Annotated in this window: 16 protein-coding genes and 1 pseudogene; 8 read left to right on the forward strand and 9 right to left on the reverse strand. The window is 71.9% G+C overall.

Features of this window, described 5'->3' with window-relative positions; all coding sequences use genetic code 11:
* Nucleotides 1-37 precede the first annotated feature (37 nt).
* Both ABT288_RS04545 and ABT288_RS04550 read left to right on the forward strand, forming a co-directional pair.
* Nucleotides 38-2,863, forward strand: a complete 2,826-nt coding sequence (locus ABT288_RS04545) for a SpoIIE family protein phosphatase (RefSeq protein WP_450860223.1) — start codon at nt 38-40, stop codon at nt 2,861-2,863.
* 354 nt (nt 2,864-3,217) lie between these two features.
* Entirely contained in the window at nt 3,218-4,357 is a 1,140-nt protein-coding gene (locus ABT288_RS04550; RefSeq protein ID WP_351602700.1) for an ABC transporter substrate-binding protein, read from the forward strand.
* A gap of 88 nt (nt 4,358-4,445) precedes the next feature.
* On the opposite strand, the gene ABT288_RS04555 is transcribed toward ABT288_RS04550, so the two are convergent.
* The 3 genes from ABT288_RS04555 to ABT288_RS04565 form a co-directional block, all read right to left on the reverse strand.
* The gene (locus tag ABT288_RS04555) at nt 4,446-5,840 is read right to left on the reverse strand and encodes a hypothetical protein (protein ID WP_351602702.1); all 1,395 of its coding nucleotides are present in this window, start codon (nt 5,838-5,840) and stop codon (nt 4,446-4,448) included.
* Nucleotides 5,837-6,553, reverse strand: coding sequence for an alpha/beta fold hydrolase (locus ABT288_RS04560; RefSeq protein ID WP_351602704.1), 717 nt, complete (start codon nt 6,551-6,553; stop codon nt 5,837-5,839). Before ABT288_RS04560 ends, ABT288_RS04555 begins: the two co-directional genes overlap by 4 nt.
* 369 nt (nt 6,554-6,922) lie before the next feature.
* On the reverse strand, nt 6,923-7,375 hold the full coding sequence (locus ABT288_RS04565; RefSeq protein WP_351602706.1) for a YbhB/YbcL family Raf kinase inhibitor-like protein: 453 nt from the start codon (nt 7,373-7,375) through the stop codon (nt 6,923-6,925).
* A gap of 109 nt (nt 7,376-7,484) precedes the next feature.
* On the opposite strand from ABT288_RS04565, the gene ABT288_RS04570 reads away from it, so the two are divergent.
* A complete protein-coding gene (locus ABT288_RS04570; protein WP_351602708.1) occupies nt 7,485-7,781 on the forward strand; it encodes a hypothetical protein in 297 nt (98 codons plus the stop codon).
* Nucleotides 7,782-7,836: 55 nt separating this feature from the next.
* On the opposite strand, the pseudogene ABT288_RS04575 reads toward ABT288_RS04570, so the two are convergent.
* Nucleotides 7,837-8,313: pseudogene (locus tag ABT288_RS04575) on the reverse strand (sigma-70 domain-containing protein); the annotation flags it as partial.
* A gap of 132 nt (nt 8,314-8,445) precedes the next feature.
* Here ABT288_RS04575 and ABT288_RS04580 point away from each other — a divergent pair.
* The gene (locus ABT288_RS04580) at nt 8,446-9,777 is read left to right on the forward strand and encodes an erythromycin esterase family protein (RefSeq protein ID WP_351602710.1); all 1,332 of its coding nucleotides are present in this window, start codon (nt 8,446-8,448) and stop codon (nt 9,775-9,777) included.
* A 10-nt stretch (nt 9,778-9,787) separates the two neighbouring features.
* On the opposite strand, the gene ABT288_RS04585 is transcribed toward ABT288_RS04580, so the two are convergent.
* Entirely contained in the window at nt 9,788-10,174 is a 387-nt protein-coding gene (locus ABT288_RS04585; RefSeq protein WP_351602712.1) for a DUF2267 domain-containing protein, read from the reverse strand.
* Between the two features lie 368 nt (nt 10,175-10,542).
* On the opposite strand from ABT288_RS04585, the gene ABT288_RS04590 reads away from it, so the two are divergent.
* Nucleotides 10,543-11,289, forward strand: coding sequence for a hypothetical protein (locus tag ABT288_RS04590; protein WP_351602714.1), 747 nt, complete (start codon nt 10,543-10,545; stop codon nt 11,287-11,289).
* Nucleotides 11,290-11,333: 44 nt separating this feature from the next.
* Here ABT288_RS04590 and ABT288_RS04595 read toward each other — a convergent pair whose 3' ends face one another.
* Nucleotides 11,334-12,347, reverse strand: coding sequence for an urea transporter (locus ABT288_RS04595; protein ID WP_351602716.1), 1,014 nt, complete (start codon nt 12,345-12,347; stop codon nt 11,334-11,336).
* 165 nt (nt 12,348-12,512) lie between these two features.
* On the opposite strand from ABT288_RS04595, the gene ABT288_RS04600 reads away from it, so the two are divergent.
* Nucleotides 12,513-12,758, forward strand: coding sequence for a Smr/MutS family protein (locus ABT288_RS04600; protein ID WP_351602718.1), 246 nt, complete (start codon nt 12,513-12,515; stop codon nt 12,756-12,758).
* A gap of 10 nt (nt 12,759-12,768) precedes the next feature.
* Here the strand turns inward: ABT288_RS04600 and ABT288_RS04605 are convergent, their stop codons facing one another.
* Genes ABT288_RS04605 through ABT288_RS04615 form a run of 3 tightly spaced genes read right to left on the reverse strand, consistent with a single transcriptional unit; the run spans nt 12,769 to nt 16,034 of the window.
* Nucleotides 12,769-13,791 carry a TolB family protein gene (locus tag ABT288_RS04605; RefSeq protein WP_351602720.1) on the reverse strand — a complete coding sequence of 341 codons (1,023 nt, stop codon included), beginning with the start codon at nt 13,789-13,791 and terminating at the stop codon, nt 12,769-12,771.
* Nucleotides 13,792-13,814: 23 nt separating this feature from the next.
* On the reverse strand, nt 13,815-15,143 hold the full coding sequence (locus ABT288_RS04610; RefSeq protein WP_351602722.1) for an MFS transporter: 1,329 nt from the start codon (nt 15,141-15,143) through the stop codon (nt 13,815-13,817).
* 24 nt (nt 15,144-15,167) lie between these two features.
* Nucleotides 15,168-16,034, reverse strand: coding sequence for a glycosyltransferase family 2 protein (locus ABT288_RS04615; RefSeq protein ID WP_351602724.1), 867 nt, complete (start codon nt 16,032-16,034; stop codon nt 15,168-15,170).
* Nucleotides 16,035-16,379: 345 nt separating this feature from the next.
* On the opposite strand from ABT288_RS04615, the gene ABT288_RS04620 reads away from it, so the two are divergent.
* Together ABT288_RS04620 and ABT288_RS04625 are read left to right on the forward strand one after the other, a co-directional pair.
* A complete protein-coding gene (locus tag ABT288_RS04620) occupies nt 16,380-17,819 on the forward strand; it encodes an exopolysaccharide biosynthesis polyprenyl glycosylphosphotransferase (RefSeq protein ID WP_351602726.1) in 1,440 nt (479 codons plus the stop codon).
* Between the two features lie 80 nt (nt 17,820-17,899).
* Nucleotides 17,900-18,955 (forward strand): Gfo/Idh/MocA family protein, encoded by a 1,056-nt coding sequence (locus ABT288_RS04625; RefSeq protein WP_351602728.1) that lies wholly within the window; start codon nt 17,900-17,902, stop codon nt 18,953-18,955.
* Nucleotides 18,956-18,970: the final 15 nt, after the last annotated feature.

Genomic DNA, 18,970 nt, shown 5'->3' on the forward strand with positions numbered 1-18,970 from the left:
CTCGTTGTTGTGCGCCCAAAAACGATAGAAAGGTGACATGGGTGAAGTTTCGGGTCAGTCCGGGCGGGGTGCGCCTGATACGTCCAGGAGCACTCATGGGCCGGACCGGCGCCGCCGGAGAGGGGAGGCGTGGCGGTCGCTGCTGAGCGTGCGCAGCCTCGCCGGCCAGGTCTTCCTTCTTCAGCTGGCGGTCGTGGTGCTCCTCGTCGCCGCCACCTTGCTGGCCCTCGTGGTGCAGGCCCGACGCGACACCATGGCGGACGCCCGGACCCGGACGCTCGCCACGGCGCAGGCATTCGCCCACTCTCCGGGAATCGTGGCGGCGCTGCAGAGCACCCACCCGTCGGCGCTGCTGCAACCGCACGCCGAGGCGGCCCGTAAGGCCGCGGGCGTCGACGCCATCATCGTGTACGGACTGAACGGCATCACCCTCACCCACAGCGACCCGCACCAGATCGGCAAACGCGTCATCGGGCCTTACGCGCAGGCGGCGAACGGCCAACCGTTCACGAGCACCTTCCACGGGTCCCTGGGCCTCTCCGTGATCTCGGCGGTCCCTGTCGAGCGACCCGACGGCACGGTCATCGCCATCGTCTCCGTGCCCGTCACGGTCGAGCAGGTGCAGCACATGGTGAACCGGCAACTGCCGGTCCTCTTCGGCGGCGCCGCCATGGCCCTCGCCGTCGCCGCGGGCGGGGCGGCCCTGGTGAGCCGCCGATTGCGGCGGCAGACCCATGGCCTGGGGCCGGTGGAGATGACCCGGATGTACGAGCACCACGACGCGGTCCTGCATGCCGTGCGGGAAGGGGTGCTGATCGTCGGCGATGACGGCCGGCTGCTGCTGGCCAACGACGAGGCGCGGCGGCTGCTGGACCTGCCGACGGACGCGGAGCGGCGGCACGTCACCGATCTGGGGCTGGAGGAGGACCTCGCCGGGCTGCTGGCCTCCGACCACCCCGTCACCGACAAGGTGTACCGGGCGGGCGACCGGCTGCTCGCGGTCAACAAGCGGCTCACCGCACCGCACGGATCGGCCGGCAGCGTGGTGACGCTCCGGGACACCACGGAGCTGCTGGCTGTCTCCGGCCGGGCGGAGGTGGCGCGCGAACGGCTGAGGTCGCTCTACGACGCCGGGCTGCGGATCGGCACCACGCTCGATGTGAAGCGGACGGCCGAGGAACTGGCCGAGGTGGCGGTGCCCCGGTTCGCCGACATCGTCACCGTCGAACTGGTGGACCCGGTCCTGCGCGGCGAGGAGCCCCCCGCTGCGACCACCCGGATCACCGATCTGCGGCGCAGCGCCGTCACCGGTCTGGACGCGCGCCATCTCCTCCACCCCGTCGGCGAACTGATCCGGTTCGTCCCGGGCCACCCCGTCTCCATGGCGATGGCCCACGGCCGACCGGTTCTGGTCGGAGACCTCAGCGCCTCCGAAGGCTGGCTGGCCCAGCACCCGGAGCGTGCCCGGCGGATCCTCGAGCACGGCATCCACTCGATGCTCGTGGTTCCGCTGCGAGCCCGCGGCGTGGTGCTGGGCGTGGTGGACTACTGGCGCGCCGAGGGCTCCCCGCCGTTCGAGGACGACGACGTGTCCTTCGCCGAGGAACTGGCCGCCAGGGCAGCTCTGTGCATCGACAACGCCCGCCGCTACACCCGCGAACACGCCATGGCCGTCACGCTGCAGCACAGCCTGCTGCCACGCGGGCTGCCCGAACAGTCCGCCCTCGAGGTGGCCTACCGCTACCTGCCGGCCCAGGCCGGGGTGGGCGGGGACTGGTTCGACGTCATCCCGCTGTCCGGCGCCCGGGTGGCGCTGGTCGTGGGCGATGTCGTCGGCCACGGCCTGCACGCCGCGGCGACCATGGGCCGGCTGCGCACCGCCGTTCACAACTTCGCCGGCCTGGACCTGCCCGTGGAGGAGCTGCTGGTCCGGCTGGACGAGCTGGTGGCCCAGATCGACGCCGAGGAGACCGCCACCGCCGGGGACGGGCAGGGGATGATCACCGGGGCGACCTGCCAGTACGCCGTCTACGACCCCACCTCCGGGCGGCTGGACCTGGCCACCGCCGGCCATCCGGGACCGGCGGTGGTCCGGCCCGACGGGACCGTCGACTTCCCCCAGCTGCCCGTCTCCCCGCCCCTCGGGCTCGGCGCCGGCCTGCCTGTCGAGACCACCGCACTCACCGTCCCCGAGGGTTCCCGGCTGGTGCTCTTCACCGACGGGCTGATCGAGGACCGCACCCGCGACCTGGACGCCGGTCTTCAGGCCCTGGGCGAGGCGCTGTCGGGGCCCGAGCGCACGCCGGAGGCCACGTGCGCGGCGGTGATGGACGCCATGCTGTCCGACCGGCCCCGGGATGACATCGCACTCCTGGTTGCCCGCACGTGCCGACTCGGTCCGGCGCAGGTCGCCGAGTGGGACGTGCCCCGCGACCCGGCGGCGGTGGCCCCGGTGCGCGCCGCCTGCGCCCGCCGGCTGACGGAGTGGGGCCTGGAGCAGGTCGTCTTCACCGCCGAACTCATCCTCAGCGAGCTGATCACCAACGCCGTCCGCTACGGCGCCGAACCCATCGCCGTCCGGCTGCTCCGCACGGAGCCGGTCAGCGGCCCGGCCGCGGGCGCCCTGATCTTCGAGGTCGCCGACGGGAGCAGCACCTCGCCCCGGCTGCGCCGGGCGAAGGCCACCGACGAAGGCGGCCGCGGCCTCTTCCTGGTCGCCCAGTTCGCCGAGCGATGGGGGACCCGCTACACGCCCACCGGCAAGGTCATCTGGGCCGAACAGTCCCTCAACGACGGCGCCACGCCGGAGGTGGAGGGATTCGGCGACATCCTGCTCGACCAGTGGGACGACACGGCGCTGTGAGCGTGGGGAGGCCGCGTGCCACCGGGGCAACACGCCGATCCGCGGGCTTCCCGGGCGCGATTCCGTCGGCGAGGCGGCCGGGTACTCTGGCCTCGATGACCACTTCGTGGACGCAGTAGACCCAAGGAAGCCAGGAGACACGACGCGAGGCCCGCCGCTTCGGACCCCCGGTGGAGCTGCGGCGGCCGGTCGGAGCGTGTGTGCCGGCGGACCGGAGTACGTCGGACCTCGGCCGCTCACGGAACACCACGACCGCGCCACGGCGGCACCGGGCATTCCCCGGTGGTTCGGCACACATCCTGCGACACGCCGGACTCCGTCGGCGACAACCGTTCCCCTACCCCAGGAGCAGTCGTGACCACACCCCGTGTCCGAGCGGCGGCAGTCTTCGGCTGCTCCGCCCTCGTGGCACTGGGCCTGAGCGCCTGCGAGCACACACCGACCGCCAGACCCCAGAAGCCGTCGGTGGCCACTTCCGCCGAGAACATGGGTGGCATGCGCGCACTGATCGCCGCGGCGAAACGGGAGGGCAGGCTCAGGGCGATCGCGCTGCCGCGTGACTGGGCCGACTACGGCGGCCTGATCGTCGGCTTCGAGAAGAAGTACGGGATCAAGGTCACGGTCGACAAGCCGCACGGCCACAGCGAGGACGAGATCGACGCCCTGCGGAAGAAGGGGAGCAGCCCGACAGCCCCCGACGTGATCGACGTCGGCGACACGTTCGCGCGGAGCGCGGCGCAGCAGAGTCTGCTGGCGCCGTACCAGGTCGTCCCTTTCGACTCGATCCCCGACAACCAGAAGGACGCCAACGCCTACTGGTCCAACAACTACGGGGGCTACATCTCCATCGGCTGTGACGCCAAGCGGGTCAAGATCTGTCCGGAGACCTTCGCCGACCTGCTGAAGCCCGCTTACAAGGGCAAGGTCGCGCTCGAAGGCGACCCGCCCCGGTCGGCCACCGCCTTCGACAGCGTCTACGCGGCCGCGCTGGCGAACAACGGGTCGTTCGACAACATCCAGCCCGGCATCGACTTCTTCGCCGAGCTGAAGAGGATCGGCAATTTCAACCCCGTCAATTCCACCACGGCAACGGTCGAGGACGGCCGTACCCCCATCAGCATCAACTGGGACTACATCAACCTCCACTACGCCGACGAACTCCGCGACAAGGGCGTCAACTGGCAGGTCGCGATCCCCTTCGACGGCAGCTTCGCCCAGTACTTCGCGCTGGCGGTCAACAAGCACGCCCCGCACCCGGCGGCCGCCCGTCTGTGGCAGGAGTACCTCTTCAGCCCGGAGGGCCAGAACCTCCGGCTGCTCGGCTACGCCCGCCCGGTGCTCATGGACGTCATGAGGCAGGACGGCACCCTCGACAAGGCCGCCGCCGCGCGCCTGCCGTCGGTGGAGGGGACGCCGCAGTTCCCGACGGACGCGCAACTGGAGAAGGCGAGGAAGACGGTCGACCAGGGCTGGGCGAAGGCCGTCTCCGGCTAGCTCGGAGGTCCGGCCGGGGGGAGGTGGAAAGTCCGGCCACGCCTCCGCACCGGACTCTCATCACCGGACTCTCACCGGACGACGGGCTTCATGTCAGCGGACGCCAGACGATGTCGTCTCGGGCGGTGAGTGCCGTGACCGCGTCGGCGGCGCCGAGCGACAGGGGCAGCGGGTAGCGGGCGCGGATCTTGCTCAGTTCCCGGTGGGAGCGGACGAAGGCGGCGAAGTCGCGTGGGTATGCGGCGGCATCCACTCCCGCCAGGAGGCCGATCTTGCGTGCGCGGGCGGCCGTACGCTGCCGGGCCCGTGCGTCGGCCGGGCCGATGGAGTCGGTGCCGTGGTTGAACAGCAGGATCCGGATCTCGTCGTACGGGGCGGAGGCGTCCGGGTAGGACTCCAGGTACGCGCGGGACGCCTCCGTCCCGAAGGCGGTCCAGTACGGCACCGATCCGGTGCGCAGGGTCCACCAGGGTTCGAGCAGGAGGAACGATTCGACCAGGAGCCGACCGTTGGGCAGGCCACGGTCGGCGTACCAGGACCGGTAGAGGTCGGCCACGGCGGGGCTGAGCCGCTGCGGCGTGTCGAAGCGCAGCAGATGTGCGTCGAGCCGGTGCTGACCGGCGTAGGCCGAGATGTCGTCGAGCAGCGTGGGATCCAGGCCCCATTCCGCTTCCGGGCTCTCGCCGTCGGCGGCGGGCGGGTCCCAGTGGCGCACCGGGGCGCCGTAGCGGGCGAGCAGGTCGGCGACGCGGGGGCCGCCCTGGCGGTATTCCTCGGGCGTGGCATCGCCGAGGGCACCGAACTGGAACACATACCGGTCGTCGACCCTCGTGGTGGGCCGGCGCAGCGTGCAGTCGACGACGACGAGCAGGCCGCCCGGGGCCAGGTGGTCCCGGATGAACCGGCGGTAGGCGGCGGGCAGGCGGCGCCACTTGACCCGGAAGTACGTCATTCCGGCGATCATGAGACGGTCCTGGTTGGGATCGTGCATGTGGTGCAGGACGAGGTCCGGGTTGGCCCCGAGCAGCGCCCGGCCGGACTCGCGGACGGCGGCCAGGTCGCCGCGTGGATCGTCCGGGGCGACACCCCGGCGGCGCACCGGCAGCAGCAGTGTCCGCGGCAGCCAGGCCGCGTCGAGGGCGGCGGCGAGGTGTACCAGGGCGCCGTTGGCGGACCCGATGAAGATCACTGGGTAGCGGTGCCGGGGGTAGTGACCGATGATCCACTCGGCGAGTGCCTCCGCACGCACGTCGCCGACGCGGTGCCGCGGGACGGCCTCCGCCCAGCCGCTCGCGGCGTACACCCGTTCCCGGACCGCGACCGGCAGCCGGTTCAGCGCACCGAGGAGGCCGGACAGCGGCAACTCGAAGGCGGCGGGGAACGTGCCGAGGGCCGGGACGTCCCGGCCCGCGAGGAAACGCGACAAGGCACGCAGCATGCCGGTGGCCGAGTCGAACGAGGCGACCGCCCTGGCCGCCTTCATGGCGCCGGCCTCTGCTCCCGGGGTCCCGTGCCACCGCCCGCACCGGCGGCCGCGCATGTGTGAGCGAGGAAGTCGGTGACCAGCCGGACCAGCGAGTGCGCCTGCCGGTAGGGGACCATGTGACCGGCCTTCTCCACCACGGCCAGCCGCCCCGCGGGCAGCAGCCGGGTCACCTCCTCCGCCCACTCCTGGGGAACCATCCGGTCCTGCGCCCCGCGCACCACGAGCGTCGGCATGACGACATGCGGCAGCTTGTCCTCGATACGGTCGCGCAGCGACTCGGCGAATGCGCCGGCGACGTGGCGTCCGCCCGCGTCCCGGTGGTCGGCGAGGTCGAGCGCCGCCATCGAGACGCGCTCGTGGGGCGCGTTGCGCATCCAGCGCAGCAGCTGACGCAGGAAGCCGCGGGCGGCCGGGTCGAGGGCCGGTCCCACGAGCACCAGCGCGGCGATGCGGTCCGGATGCCGGACGGCGGCATCGACGGCCATCTGACAGCCGAAGGACCCGCCGAGAAGCACCACTTGGTCGAGTCCGACGGCGGCCGGCCACTCCACGAGCGCGTCGGCCAGCGCCCGCAATCCCAGCGGCTGCCGGGGGCCGGCGCTGGCACCGAACCCGGGAAGATCGACGGTCCACGCGTCGTGGTGGGGGCCAAGGGCCGCTATGAACGGCTGGAACTCCCGGCTGGAGACCCCGGCACCGTGGACGCACACCACCGGCGGTCCCGTCCGGCGATCCGCCAGGCCGCCATCGGCCGGCCACTCACCTCCGCCGTGATCCGTTGCATGATCCATCCCTGCCCCGGAGTCCGCGGTCGTCCGCGGGGCGGGGCGCCGGACCACTCCCAGCGGCACGATCAGCCCACCCCGGTCGTCCGTCGGCTCACGACTGCGCACACGACCCAACACCCGTCATGGAAGGCCGTGTCGACGGCGTCAGGGAAGGGCGGGACGGCGGGGGCAGGGGACGCACGTCACGGCACATCACGCGCCTGGCAGCCACCTCCGGCCGGGGATCTCCTCCAGCCCGGCCACGGACAGTGTGGACGCCGCCGGGGTGACGCGCATGCCGGCCGTACGTGGTCAGCGCTGGTACAGCCCCACGATGGTGCCGCTGGCCAGCTGCTCCCGCTCCAGGACGGCGTGGGCCTCGTCGGCGGTGGCGCGGTCCGGGAGCGAGACCGGGGCGGGGAGGGCGTAGAGCCGGAAGAAGTAACGATGGGCCTCGTCGCCGACCGGGGGCTGCGGGCCGCCCCAGCCCCGCTCCCCGAAGCCGTTGCGATGCGCCTGGCTGCCCTGCGGGGTCTCACCGGCGCCCAAACCCCCGACGCGGGGGTCGATGCCGGTGACGAGCCAGTGCACGAAGGTTCCGGACGGCGCGTCCGGGTCCTCGCACAGCAGGGCCAGTTCCGCCGCGTCGTCCGGTACTCCGGACCAGGTGAGCGGGGGAGAGACGTTGTCCGCGTCATGAGCGTAGTGGCGCGGGATCATGCTGTGATCACTGAAGGCTGCGCTTCTGAGTTCGATACCGGCCATGCGACCGGAGTACCCGCCGCGCGCCGGGCCATACGACCGAACCGCAGGGGATGACCGCAGAGGCGTGGGGTACCCGCCTGACACACCCCCGTGCGAGGAGATGACTGGCATGCGGTTCATCGGACTGCTCCTTCTCGCGGGCGCGGCGGCTTTCACGGCCCTCGCGATCGCGGGCAACCTGTCCGGCGGGCCCCAGTACACGGTGTCCGTCCTCGATCACAACGTCGCCACCATGAGCGGCCTCGCCCTGTTCAGCTCCGGACTCGCCCTGGCGCTCATCTTCTGCGCGGGTCTGGCGATCATGGTGGGTGGCGCGGCACACGCCGGACGCCACCGGAGTACCCGGCCGCGCCGGACGCGGAACACCACGCTCGGCGGGACACCGGGCCCCGGCGCCCGGGGCTGACCAGCGCCCGGGCGCGGCAGCTCGAGCGGTGCCGCACCAGCTCGCCCGGTCCAGGTCAGCCCGCCCAGTCCAGCAGGCGCTCGCCCGTCTCGGGTGGCCGAAGCTGCTTCTCCAGTGGCGTACGCGTTCCCGGGCCAGTCCCACCTGGTCGGCCACCTGTTGCAGGGTGCGCGGGTGCCCGTCGTGCAGCCCGTAGCGCAGGCTGAGGATCATGGCTTCGCGGGGTGCCGGCACGCCCAGGGCGTCCCTGAGTTCCTCGGCCAACGCCCGGTACTCGGCGACCCGCGGAGCGTGGAGCACGTCGGTGGCGGGGATGAGGTCGCCGACCCGTCTCCCCGGTCTCGTCCACCGGCGTGTCCAGGCTCAGCGTCTGCCGCCCGACCCGGCGCAGCCAGGCGACCCGTTCCTCGTCGAGCCCGCTCTCCCGGGCGACCTCGCCGTCCGTCGGCTTGTGGTCGTGGCGCACCTGGAGGTGCCGTTCGACTTTCGCGAGCTTCTGCAGCTGCTCCACGAGGTGGGTGGCGGGTACCCGGCCGGAGCATCGGGACACGTGCACTGCCCGCACACGGACGTCTCCCGCTCCTGGTGCGGGGGGGGGCGCACGCCGTTTGGGCCCGCGGCGGAGCGGGAACCCGGTCCGGCGTCCGCGGAAAGGGGACGCGCCGTGCCCGACACCGACAGGGACCACATCCGGAACCAGGCCCTGCCGCTGACTGATCCGGCGTCGCTGGACCCGCTGCTGGAGCGCATCGGCGACGCCCGCTACGTGCTGCTCGGCGAGGCGTCCCACGGCACCGCCGACTACTACCGGCTCCGGGACACGCTCACGCGCCGGCTGATCGAGGAGAAGGGCTTCTCCTTCGTCGCGGTCGAGGGCGACTGGCCGGACTGCCAGGCCGTGCACTGCTCCGTGGTCGCCGCGCCGGACGCGCCCGACGATCCCCGCGAGGTCCTGGCGGGCTTCAGGCGCTGGCCGGCGTGGCTGTGGGGCAACACCGACGTGGCCGCGTTCACCCGGTGGCTGCGCCGGCACAACGAGGCCCTGCCGCCCGAGCGGCGCGTCGGATTCTTCGGGCTGGACGTCTACAGCCTGTGGGAGTCGCTGCACGCGGTGCTGTCCCACCTGCGCGAGCACGACCCCGACCGGGTGCAGGACGCCCTGGAGGCGTACCGCTGCTTCGAGCCGTACGCGCGGGATCCGCAGTCCTACGCGCCGGCCACGCGCTACCTGCCCGAGCGCTGTGAGCCACAGGTGGTGTCCCTGCTCACCGAGCTGCGGCGGCGGGCTGCGCAGGCGGCCGCCATGGACGGCTCGCACGCGGAGTTCGCCGCCCGGCAGAACGCCGAGGTGCTGGCCGGGGCCGAGGCCTACTACCGGGTCATGCTCGACAGCGGGCTCGAGTCGTGGAACATCCGGGACCGCCACATGGCCGACACGCTGGACCGGCTGATGGAGCATCATGGCCCCGATGCCAAGGCGGTGGTGTGGGAGCACAACACCCACATCGGTGACGCGCGCGCCACGGACATGGCCGACGTCGGCGAAGTCAACGTCGGCCAGCTGGTGCGCGAGCGGCACATGGGCAGGGGCGTGGTGCTGGTCGGGTTCGGCTCGTACTCCGGGACCGTGATCGCCGCGTACGCGTGGGGTGACGTGCCGAGGATCATGGCGATGCCGTCCGCGCGCCGGGGCAGTGTGGAGGATCTGCTGCACCGGGCGCTGCCCGGCGAGCGCGTCCTGTTCGTCTTCCCGCATGTGCAGCTCCAGCGTCCGCCCTCCTCCGGGCGCGGCGAGTGGTACCACGAAGAGCACGGTCACCGCGCGATCGGCGTGGTGTACCGGCCGCAGTACGACCGCGTCGGCAACTACGTCCCCACGGTCCTGGCCCAGCGCTACGACGCCTTCTGCTACCTCGACCGCACCCACGCGCTCACACCGCTGCACCCCTTGGCCGAGGAGAGCAGGGAGGAGCAGACCTGGCCCGCGGGTGTGTGACACCTCGCGGTCAGGTCAGTTCGGGGTGGCCGAACAGCGCGGCGTATCCGCTCGGCAGCACGCTGAGCAGCTTGTGCAGCTCACCGCCCGACACGGTGCTGCCCACGGCGGTGAGGACCACTTCCGCGTCCCTCCGGGCGGTCGCCTCGTCCTCGGCGGCGGCCCGGGCCACCTGGCGGACGAACTCCTGCACGCCCCAGGTCCGTCCGGTGTTGCCCACTCCGGTGACGAATCCGCCGATCTCCAGGGGCAGTTGGTCCGCGAGGTGATCCGCCGCGGTGGGCTGCAGCCGGTCGCCCAGGGTGCAGAGGACGGCTTCGGTGACGCGGGTCGCCTCGTCGAGGTCGGGGTACTCTCCGCGCTCCCGCACGGTGGCGAGGAATTCGGTGGACGTCATGATTCGCTCCCGGTGGTGCTCCCTGGGGCAGGCCGATCGGCGCCGGGCCGAGGTCGGGGCGGCGGATGTCGGCCAAGGCCGGGCACCTCGGACGCCACGCAGACCGCGGCCGGCGCGTCCCGCACCTGCTGCCACTCCCTGCGCGCTCGGGTACCCGCGCCGTATGGCACCAACCGCCGTCCGGCAGCGGCCGCGCCACCGGGGCCCGCAGCCGGCTCGCGCCGGTTTCCAAGGCGTCGCCCGCGCAGTCGGTCCGCCCTCCCGCGACACCACCGTCCGTAGAAATCCGGTCACTGTCCGGGCGGAGCCATCGCCCTGCGGCACACGGGGTACTCGCCGGTCATCGTGTGCGTGGGTGGTGAGCGGCAATGGCGAACGACATCCTCGAACGAGGCGACATCTATTTCGTGTACCGGCCCAGAGTCGAGCAGGAGCAGGCTCACGCCATCGAGGACGTCCAGCGCCTCTTCATGATCCTCCAGCCGTCCGACAGCGACCGGAGCAGGCGCCTCGTCATCGGGCGCAAGTACCTGCCCCAGCCGGCGGAACACGAGCGGTTCTGGGGCTTCGTCGACGAGGTGGCCACCAGGCCGGAACCCGTCGCGGAGGACCTGCAGCGGCGGACGTACGACACGCGAACGCGCGGCAAGCGGACGCAACCCGAGGCGAGGCCGGCGGGAGAGGGCCGCTACGCGATCGTCCGGCACGGCGGTCACACGCATCTGACGTACGAACTGGAGATGCCCGCGAAGCCGGGCGCCGTCCAGAAGGAGCTGGCCATCGAGCCCGAGGCGAGCTACATCCTCGCGGTGAAGAATCCGCGGGCGGGCGCGCCGGCAGGCGTCGGTCCGCCTCCGCCGCAGCGGGCCGACCTGCCGAGCCGGGATCAGGACCGGTTCGAGGGACGTCGGTTCACCAGCGCCGAGCCCGAACTGCTCGACCAGGAGGGCACCGAGTTCGTACTGATCGGCGCCGCCCACGACGTCGAGCGGGAGCTGGACGTCCAGCTCGACACGGAGGTCGAGAGCCCCGAGTCGGCCGAGATCTTCCGCCGCCTCCACATGCCACGCGAGAAGCACCCCGTGGAACCCCTCACCAAGGGGGAGTGGCGTTAGACGGCCTGCCCCCCCGGTGCTGGTCTCCCCTCGACCTCCTGCGGTCACGGCGGCCACGTCAGCCTGGTGGCCTGGTCGCCGTGGAGTGACGCGGTGGGCCGGTCGGCTGCCCGGTAGGCGGTGGGGGTGGTGATGAGCGGGAAGGAGCGGGCGGCCGCCAGGAAGCCGAGCGTCGTCAGCACGAACGGCCATGTGAACGGGTGGCCGCCGGACGGGGCGAGGAGAGCGGCGACGGCCGGGGTGAGGGCGGTCGCGGTCGCGGCGCCGAGCAGCGCGTACGGCAGCGTCTTCCGGGTGGCGGGCAGGAACACCCCGCAGAGTGCCATCGCGACGAGAACCGCGTTGCAGCCCAGCGTGCCGTCGGTGATCCGTGCGGCCGGTGTGCCGAGCGCCCAGGCCGTCAGGATGCCCGTCGCGCTGCCGGCGCAGGCCACCCACCCTGCGACCCGGCTCGCCAGGAAGAGGCCGGCCAGCAGCAGGGCCCCCGCGTACCACTGCTCCAGGAAGAAGACCTGGGACACGTTGCGGAAGAACGCTCCTCCCACGTCGTTCCAGCTCAGGACGGTGGGTCCGGAGCCTGCGCGGGGCAGCGCGGCGATGCTCCGGGCCTGGGGCCAGAGCCGCCGGAAGGCGGGCGCGGCCAGGGTGACCGCGCCCGCCAGCAGGCAGTAGGGCATGGTCAGGGTCGGCAGATCCCAGACGTGCAGCACGCGCGTCAGGGCCGCCGTGACGACCGTGACCACGAGGCAGGCCGCGGCCGCGAGCACCATCGTGGCCGACCGGCCTGCGCCGAGGAACACGGCGAAGCAGAGTGCCGTCAGGCAGGAGTTGAAGCCCTCCAGCCCCGCCCGCACCCGGTCATGGGGAGCGCCCAGCAGACGTGCGGCGCCGGTGCCGAGGGCGGCGCCGCCCAGTGCGTAGGCGCCGTACCGCCAGTCCGCCGTCCACAGCGCGAGGGCGAAGACGGCGCCTGCCCCAGCACTGTCCAGGAACATGACCTGAGCCAGGCCGCGCAGCACGCGAATGACGAATCTCGGACCGCGGCCGAGCGCCTGCATCCTCACATGGCGCCGCATACTCAATCCCACCCCACACGTTTTTCCACTTGGTGGCATTGTATTTCCGCATCGCGACATTGTCGTACGATCGAAGCAGACAGGCGGGAACGAGTCGATGATGGATCGGTGCTCGGACAGCCGTGCCGCATCACTGGGAGGTTCCGTATGCTGTCGCTCGATCTCCACCCGATCTTCCGCAACAACCGCGACATCGAACTGGCGCTGCGTCAGTTCCTCTTCAGGGCGAACCATTCGGGCGAGCCCGTTGCGGAGATCATTCCGGGCAAGGGTTCCGGGCGGCTCAGGTCTCGCGTGCTCGCGTTCCTGGACCAGCAGCACATCAGGAAGCTGTACGTCCGGCGCGAGGTCGACACGGGCAACGCCGGACGCATTCTCATCTACTTCCAGTGATCACGCGGCTCTACAGCGGGGCGGGCGAGGAGGCTCCGGCGATCAGCAGGCGGGGGGTCCCCGAGCCGTCCGCGGGCACGCTCCACAGGTCGCTGCTGCCGACCTTGTCGTTGGCGGGCAGCGCGTAGGCGACGGTGTGGTTGTCGAGCCAGGCGGCCTGGTCGTCGACGCTGTGGCGTTCGGCCAGCGCCGTCTCGCGCAGGGTGCGCAGGTCGAGGACGTACTCGTGCCAGAGGTCGGTACGGGACAACACACGCTTCTTGAAGGCGACGCGGGTCCCGTCGGGGGACAGCGACGGGCACTCCACGTTCTCGACGAGGGTGGTGACCGTGTGCCGGGAGATCGAACCACGGACCAGGTAGGTCTTGTCGGAGCTGTTGAGGGTGGCGTAGAAGGTGTCGTCGTCGGCGGCGAAGGTGACGCCCCAGAAGTTGATGTCCGAGGCGTGGTAGGGCTTGCCGTCCTTGACGACGGAGAACGTCTCCAGGCTGGGAGTCAGCCCCATGGTGCGGGTGTCCAGGATCGAGGTCCGGGTGGAGAAGAAGGCGGAGGAATAGGACTCGCCGGAGACGAATACGGTCCAGGCGACGAAGCGGCCGCTGGGCGACACCCGGGCCCGGCTGGGGGTGCCCGCGAGCGGGTAGGTGCGCCGGGTGCGCAGGCCCGCGTCCAGCAGCAGCGCGCGGTTGCTCTGCTTGAGGACACCGGGGTTGGACTGCAGGCAGATGCCCGTACCGGCGGCCGCGTAGAAGCGCGCGCACTTCAGGCCCGAGGCGGTCCGCCCGCCCTCCGGGTCCGTGGACGGTACCGAGGCGACCGCGGTGCGGTGCGGGCCGGGGGTCGCGTTGAGGAAGGCCAGCCGGCCCTTCTGGTCGAGTGTGAGCCTGCCCGCGCGGACGGCCGGACCGCCCGACTGCGACTGGTTCGCCCGGTCCGCGCGGTCCGCGGCGTGCAGGACCAGGCCGGTGCCCAGGCCCGCGAGCAGCAGGACCGCCGCGACGAGTATCAGCAGACGGCGGCGCAGCGATGTCATCCGGATCCTTGTGGCTGTAGTGGTCATCGGGTTCCGCCGGCCGGCCGCAGCACCACGGCCGCGACGGCCGCACAGCACAGCAGGCCGACCGCCGAGCCGGCCAGCGCCGGGCCGTCTCCCCACGCCGTCCAGGCGGCGCCGAAGGCCAGTGAGCAGCAGAACCGGGCCAGCGCCTGGCTGGTGCCGACGACGGCCAGGCCGCTGGCGCGCAGGTGCTCGGGCACGAGGCCCGCGAGGGCGGCCGGGAGCACACCGTCGGTGGCCGCGTAGAACGTGCCGTGCAGGGCGAGGACGACAGGGGCGAGGAGCGGTGTGCCCGGGGCCCACAGCAGGAGGGCGTAGGCCGTGAGCAGACCCACGTGCCCGGCGAGGAACACGGAGCGCCGCCCGACCCGGTCGGCCAGCGCGCCGACGGGCACGGCCAGCAGCAGGAACACGACGGCCGTACCCAGCGGCAGCAGCGTGAACCACTCCTCGCCGACACCCGTCCGGCGCTGCAGGAGCAGATACACGAAGGCGTCGCTGACGGTGGTCAGGCCGAGCAGCGCGGCACAGCCGGCGAGCGCCCGCAGCCGTGGCAGGCGCAGCAGCGCCAGCACCTCGCGCACGCGGACGGGCGGCCTGCCGCCCCTCACCTCCCCATGGTCGGTCCCCTCGGATGCGTACGTCAGGCCCGCTTCCTCCGTCTGCGGGCCTTGCCGTCCGCCGCCCCTGCCCCGCTGCCCGCCGGGTACGAAGAGCACCAGCACCACCACACCGAGCGCGGCGACGCACGCGCTCACGCCGAACACGGCGTCGTAACCGTCGGCGGCCGCGCGCAGGATGAGGAAGGCCGCCAGCGGACCGAGCATCGCGCCGGTGGTGTCCATCGCCCGGTGCACACCGAAGGCCCGGCCCTGGTTCTCGGCCGGCGTGGACAGGGAGATCATCGCGTCCCGTGGCGCGGTGCGCAGGCCCTTGCCGGTCCGTTCCAGCGCCAGCACCGTGCCGAACGTGCCGAGGCTGCCGGCGAACAGGAGCAGCGGCTTGCACAGCGCGGACAGACCGTAGCCGAGCCCGGCCAGCAGCTTGTGGCCCCGAACCCGGTCGGCGAGGTGACCGCCGGTGAGCTGGACCAGCGCGCTGACGCCGTTGTACACGCCGTCGAGGGTGCCGAATCCCAGCGGGCTGAAGCCGAGGGTGGTGACCAGGTAGAGCGGCAGGACGGCGGTGACCATCTCCGAGGAGACGTCCGTGATCAGGCTGACCGTGCCCAGCGCGAGCACGACCGGGGCGACCTTCGGCCCCGGGCCGCGTCTTCGGCGCCGGTCGGTGCCCGCCTGGACAGGTGCGGAGCGGTCGGTGAGATACAAGACAAGGCTCCAGGTGCGGTGCGGTCAGTTCTGCCGGCTGCTCTCGTCCCTCAGCCAGGTGCCGAAGTCCTGTGCCCTGATGGCTCTTTCGGCCCCCCGCCGGGCGGCGATCGCCGCCACGACGAAGACCACGACACCCGCGAAGAGCCTCGGCTCCCTGCGGATCAGGGCCCTCAGATCCGCCTTGCTCGTGCGCGCCGAGGCCGCTCCCGGCCGGTGATGCTGCTCGACCTGGGCGGTGGACACCGCGGCCCGGATGCGCCGCTTGATCAAGTCCCGCCAGGTGCGCGGCGGTTGGATCACGACACTGGCCGCGCCGACCACGAGCCGCTCCTCCGGGGCGAACGCCAGGGACGCGGCCAGGTCGTCGGCCATCAGCGGCGGCAGCGCGGCGATCCGGGCCTGTCCGGCCTTGGACACCGCGATCACGCCCCGCCCGAACAGCCCCTCGCGTACGGCCGGGAGCCGCTGCCACACCTGGTAGTAGGCACGCACCCGCCAGGCACAGGCGGTTAGCGGGATCCGCCGTTCGGGAGCGGTGGCGAGGATGCCCGAGTCATCGTCGCTCAGGGGCTCGGTCAGCGCCCGTACGTCGGCAGCGGTGATCACGACGTCGGCGTCCACGTAGAGACGCGGGAAGCCGCGCGCGTGGTCGTCACCCGACCGCAGGGCGGCGTGCTTGGAAGGGACGGGGATCTCGACCACCCGGACGCGCGGGCCGCGGGCGGCGGCGATCCGGGCGGTGTCGTCCGTGCAGCCGTTGCAGACGACCACGATGTCGGTCTCGTCCTCCTCGTCCTCCTCGACCTCAAAGGAGTCGGCCAGCAGCGAATCGAGGAGCCGGCCGATGACGCGCGCCTCGTTGTGGGCCGGGATCACGATGCTCGTCACCCGGGCAGTATGGCCTCGAAGTCGCCATTGCGCTGTGTGTTCCGTCCAACTGTTCCCGTGACTGCGTCCCGTGGTCTAGATTGAGGTCCGCCGGACCGGTTTGGGAGGGGTACTTGCCCTTGACGGTACGTCAAGGTGCGGCGTCGTGAACCGGATGCGAAACAGGCAGTAACCAACATGCAGGAAGCATGAGGCGGTTGGGGAACCGCTGAGGGCTTCCTCGTCTTTTTCGGTGCCGCTGTGTGGAGGAGACACATGCGGTGCCGATCCAGCCCTGGCTGCGCACATGCGACCGCAGGTCCTGTTGCGTTCGGCCAGGGGGAGCCGCGCATGTGGTGGGGGGACATGACCATTGAGGTCACGCATGAGCAACTGGTCGTGGAACACAGACGTCCGGAAGCTCGCCGAAGACGCTGGGAACGGAAGTACCGGACAGTCCTGCTGGTCGCGGACGGCCTCGCCGCCGTTGCCGCGGCCTTAGTGATCCACGGGGCGTACGGCCGCTGGGCAGTGGCCCTGGCGCTGCCCCCGACATGGATCGTGGCGATGCTGGCCCATCGCTCCTACGATCGCAGTGCCCTCGGCCTGGGCAGCGAGGAATACCGCCGGGTGCTGCGCGGAGCCGTCGCCCTGCCGGCCCTGGCCGCCCTCGCGTACTGGCTGTTCACGCGCGATTCGGGCCTCCTTCATGACATGAGCGTGGCCGCGGTGCCGGCCGCCGCGATCGCCCTGCCGGTCCGCTACACGCTGCGCCGCCGGCTGCACCGCCGGTGGACGCGAGGCCGGGACCGGAGCACGACCCTGCTGGTCGGGCCCTCACGGGGCATAGTGGAACTGGTCGCCGTGCTGCGGCGCGGCGGCGTACAGGAACTGCAGGCCGCCGGTGTGTGCCTGAGTGATCCGCAAAACGCCGCGGAGATCCGCAAGTTGGGGCTCCCCGTCCTCGGCGGCATCGGTGACATGAACGACGTCGTCCGGGCCCTGGGCGTCAGCACCGTCGTGGCGCTGCCGGTACCCGGGACCGACGCCTCCGCCCTGCGCCGGATGGGCTGGACGGCGGCCGCGCAGGGCGTCGACTTCCTGCTGGCCCCCGTGCTGGCCGACGTGTCCGCCTCCCGGCTGGTGGTACGGCCCGCCAACGGGGTGCCGCTGCTGCGGATCCAGGCACCGAACCTCTCGCGGACCTCCCGCCTGCCCAAGGAACTGCTGGACCGCACGCTCGCGGCGGCGCTCCTGCTGCTCCTCGCGCTGCCCATGCTGCTGATCGCCCTGATCGTCCGGCTGGACAGCTCCGGGCCCGCCCTGTTCAGACAGCAGCGGGTGGGCCGGTACGGCGACCACTTCACCATGCTGAAGTTCCGTACGATGCGGCCGGACTCGGAGGCCCTGCGGGCGGAACTGGAGCACCTCAACCAGAACAGCGACGGCCTGCTGTTCAAGGTGAAGGAAGACCCGCGGATCACCCGGGTCGGCTCCCTCCTGCGCCGCAGCTCGCTCGACGAACTGCCGCAACTGCTCAACGTCGTCAAGGGCCACATGTCGCTCGTAGGCCCCCGCCCGCCGCTGCCCGAAGAGGTCGAGGAGTACACGCCGGACATCAAACGCCGGCTGCTCGTCAAGCCCGGGCTCACCGGACTCTGGCAGGTCAGCGGCCGCTCCGACCTGCCCTGGGACGAGGCCGTCCGGCTCGACCTCGGATACGTGGACAACTGGTCCATGAGCCTCGACCTGTCGATCCTGCTGCGCACCGGGTCCGCGGTGGTGCGGGGAACGGGGGCCTACTGATGAGCCTGCGAACGGACCGCCCGCGAACGAACCGCCCACCGATGGACCGCCCACCGATGGACCAAGGGGAGAGGAACCAAGTGACGCAGACCACGCAGCCGTTGGGGGTGGCGGTCGTCGGGGCCGGCTACTGGGGCCCCAACCTCGTCCGCAACTTCCAGGCCAGCGAGCGGTTCCGGCTGCGCCTGCTGTGCGACCTCGACGTGGACCGGGCCCAGCGGGTCCTCGGCGCCTACTCGACGGTCGAGGCCACCGCGGACTACGCGGCCGTCCTCGCCGACCCCTCCGTGGACGCGGTCGCGGTGGCCACGCCCGCCGGCACCCACCTCGACATCGCCCTGGCCGCCCTGCGCGCCGGCAAGCACGTCCTCGTGGAGAAGCCGCTCGCGGCGACCTACGCCGACGGGGTGCGCCTGGTGACCGAGGCGGAGGAGCGCGGGCTCACCCTGATGTGCGACCACACCTACTGCTACACCCCCGCCGTCGGCCGCATCCGGGAACTCGTCCGCTCCGGCGAACTCGGCGAGATCCACTTCGTGGACTCGGTCCGGATCAACCTCGGCCTCGTCCAGAAGGACATCGACGTCCTGTGGGACCTCGCCCCGCACGACCTGTCGATCCTGGACTTCATCCTTCCCGACAACGTCGAGCCGGTCGCCGTCGCCGCCCACGGCGCCGACCCGATCGGCGCCGGACAGGCCTGCGTGGCCTACCTGACGCTCACGCTCAACACCGGCGCCATCGCCCACGTGCACGTCAACTGGCTGTCCCCGACCAAGGTGCGCACCACCATGGTGGGCGGCGCCAAACGCACCCTGATCTGGGACGACCTCAACCCCCTGCAGCGGGTGGCCGTCTACGACCGGGGCGTGGACCTGGCCTCGCCCCAGGAGATCGGCGACGACGAGCGCCGGGACATGCTCGTCTCGTACCGCTCCGGAGACATGGTCGCGCCCGCCATCGGCGAGAAGGAGGCGCTGCGCGGCATGGTCGACGAGTTCGGCGACGCGATCGGGCAGGGCCGGGCGCCCCTGACCGACGGCCGGGCGGGCCTCCGGGTGCTGGACATCCTCGAGGCGGCGTCCCGCAGCCTGGAATTCAAGGGCGCGGTCGTCGGCCTGCGCGCCGGACGTTGAGCGCACCCCATTCAG

This window comes from Streptomyces sp. NPDC001093 (assembly GCF_040298985.1).
In the GTDB taxonomy this organism is placed as follows: domain Bacteria; phylum Actinomycetota; class Actinomycetes; order Streptomycetales; family Streptomycetaceae; genus Streptomyces.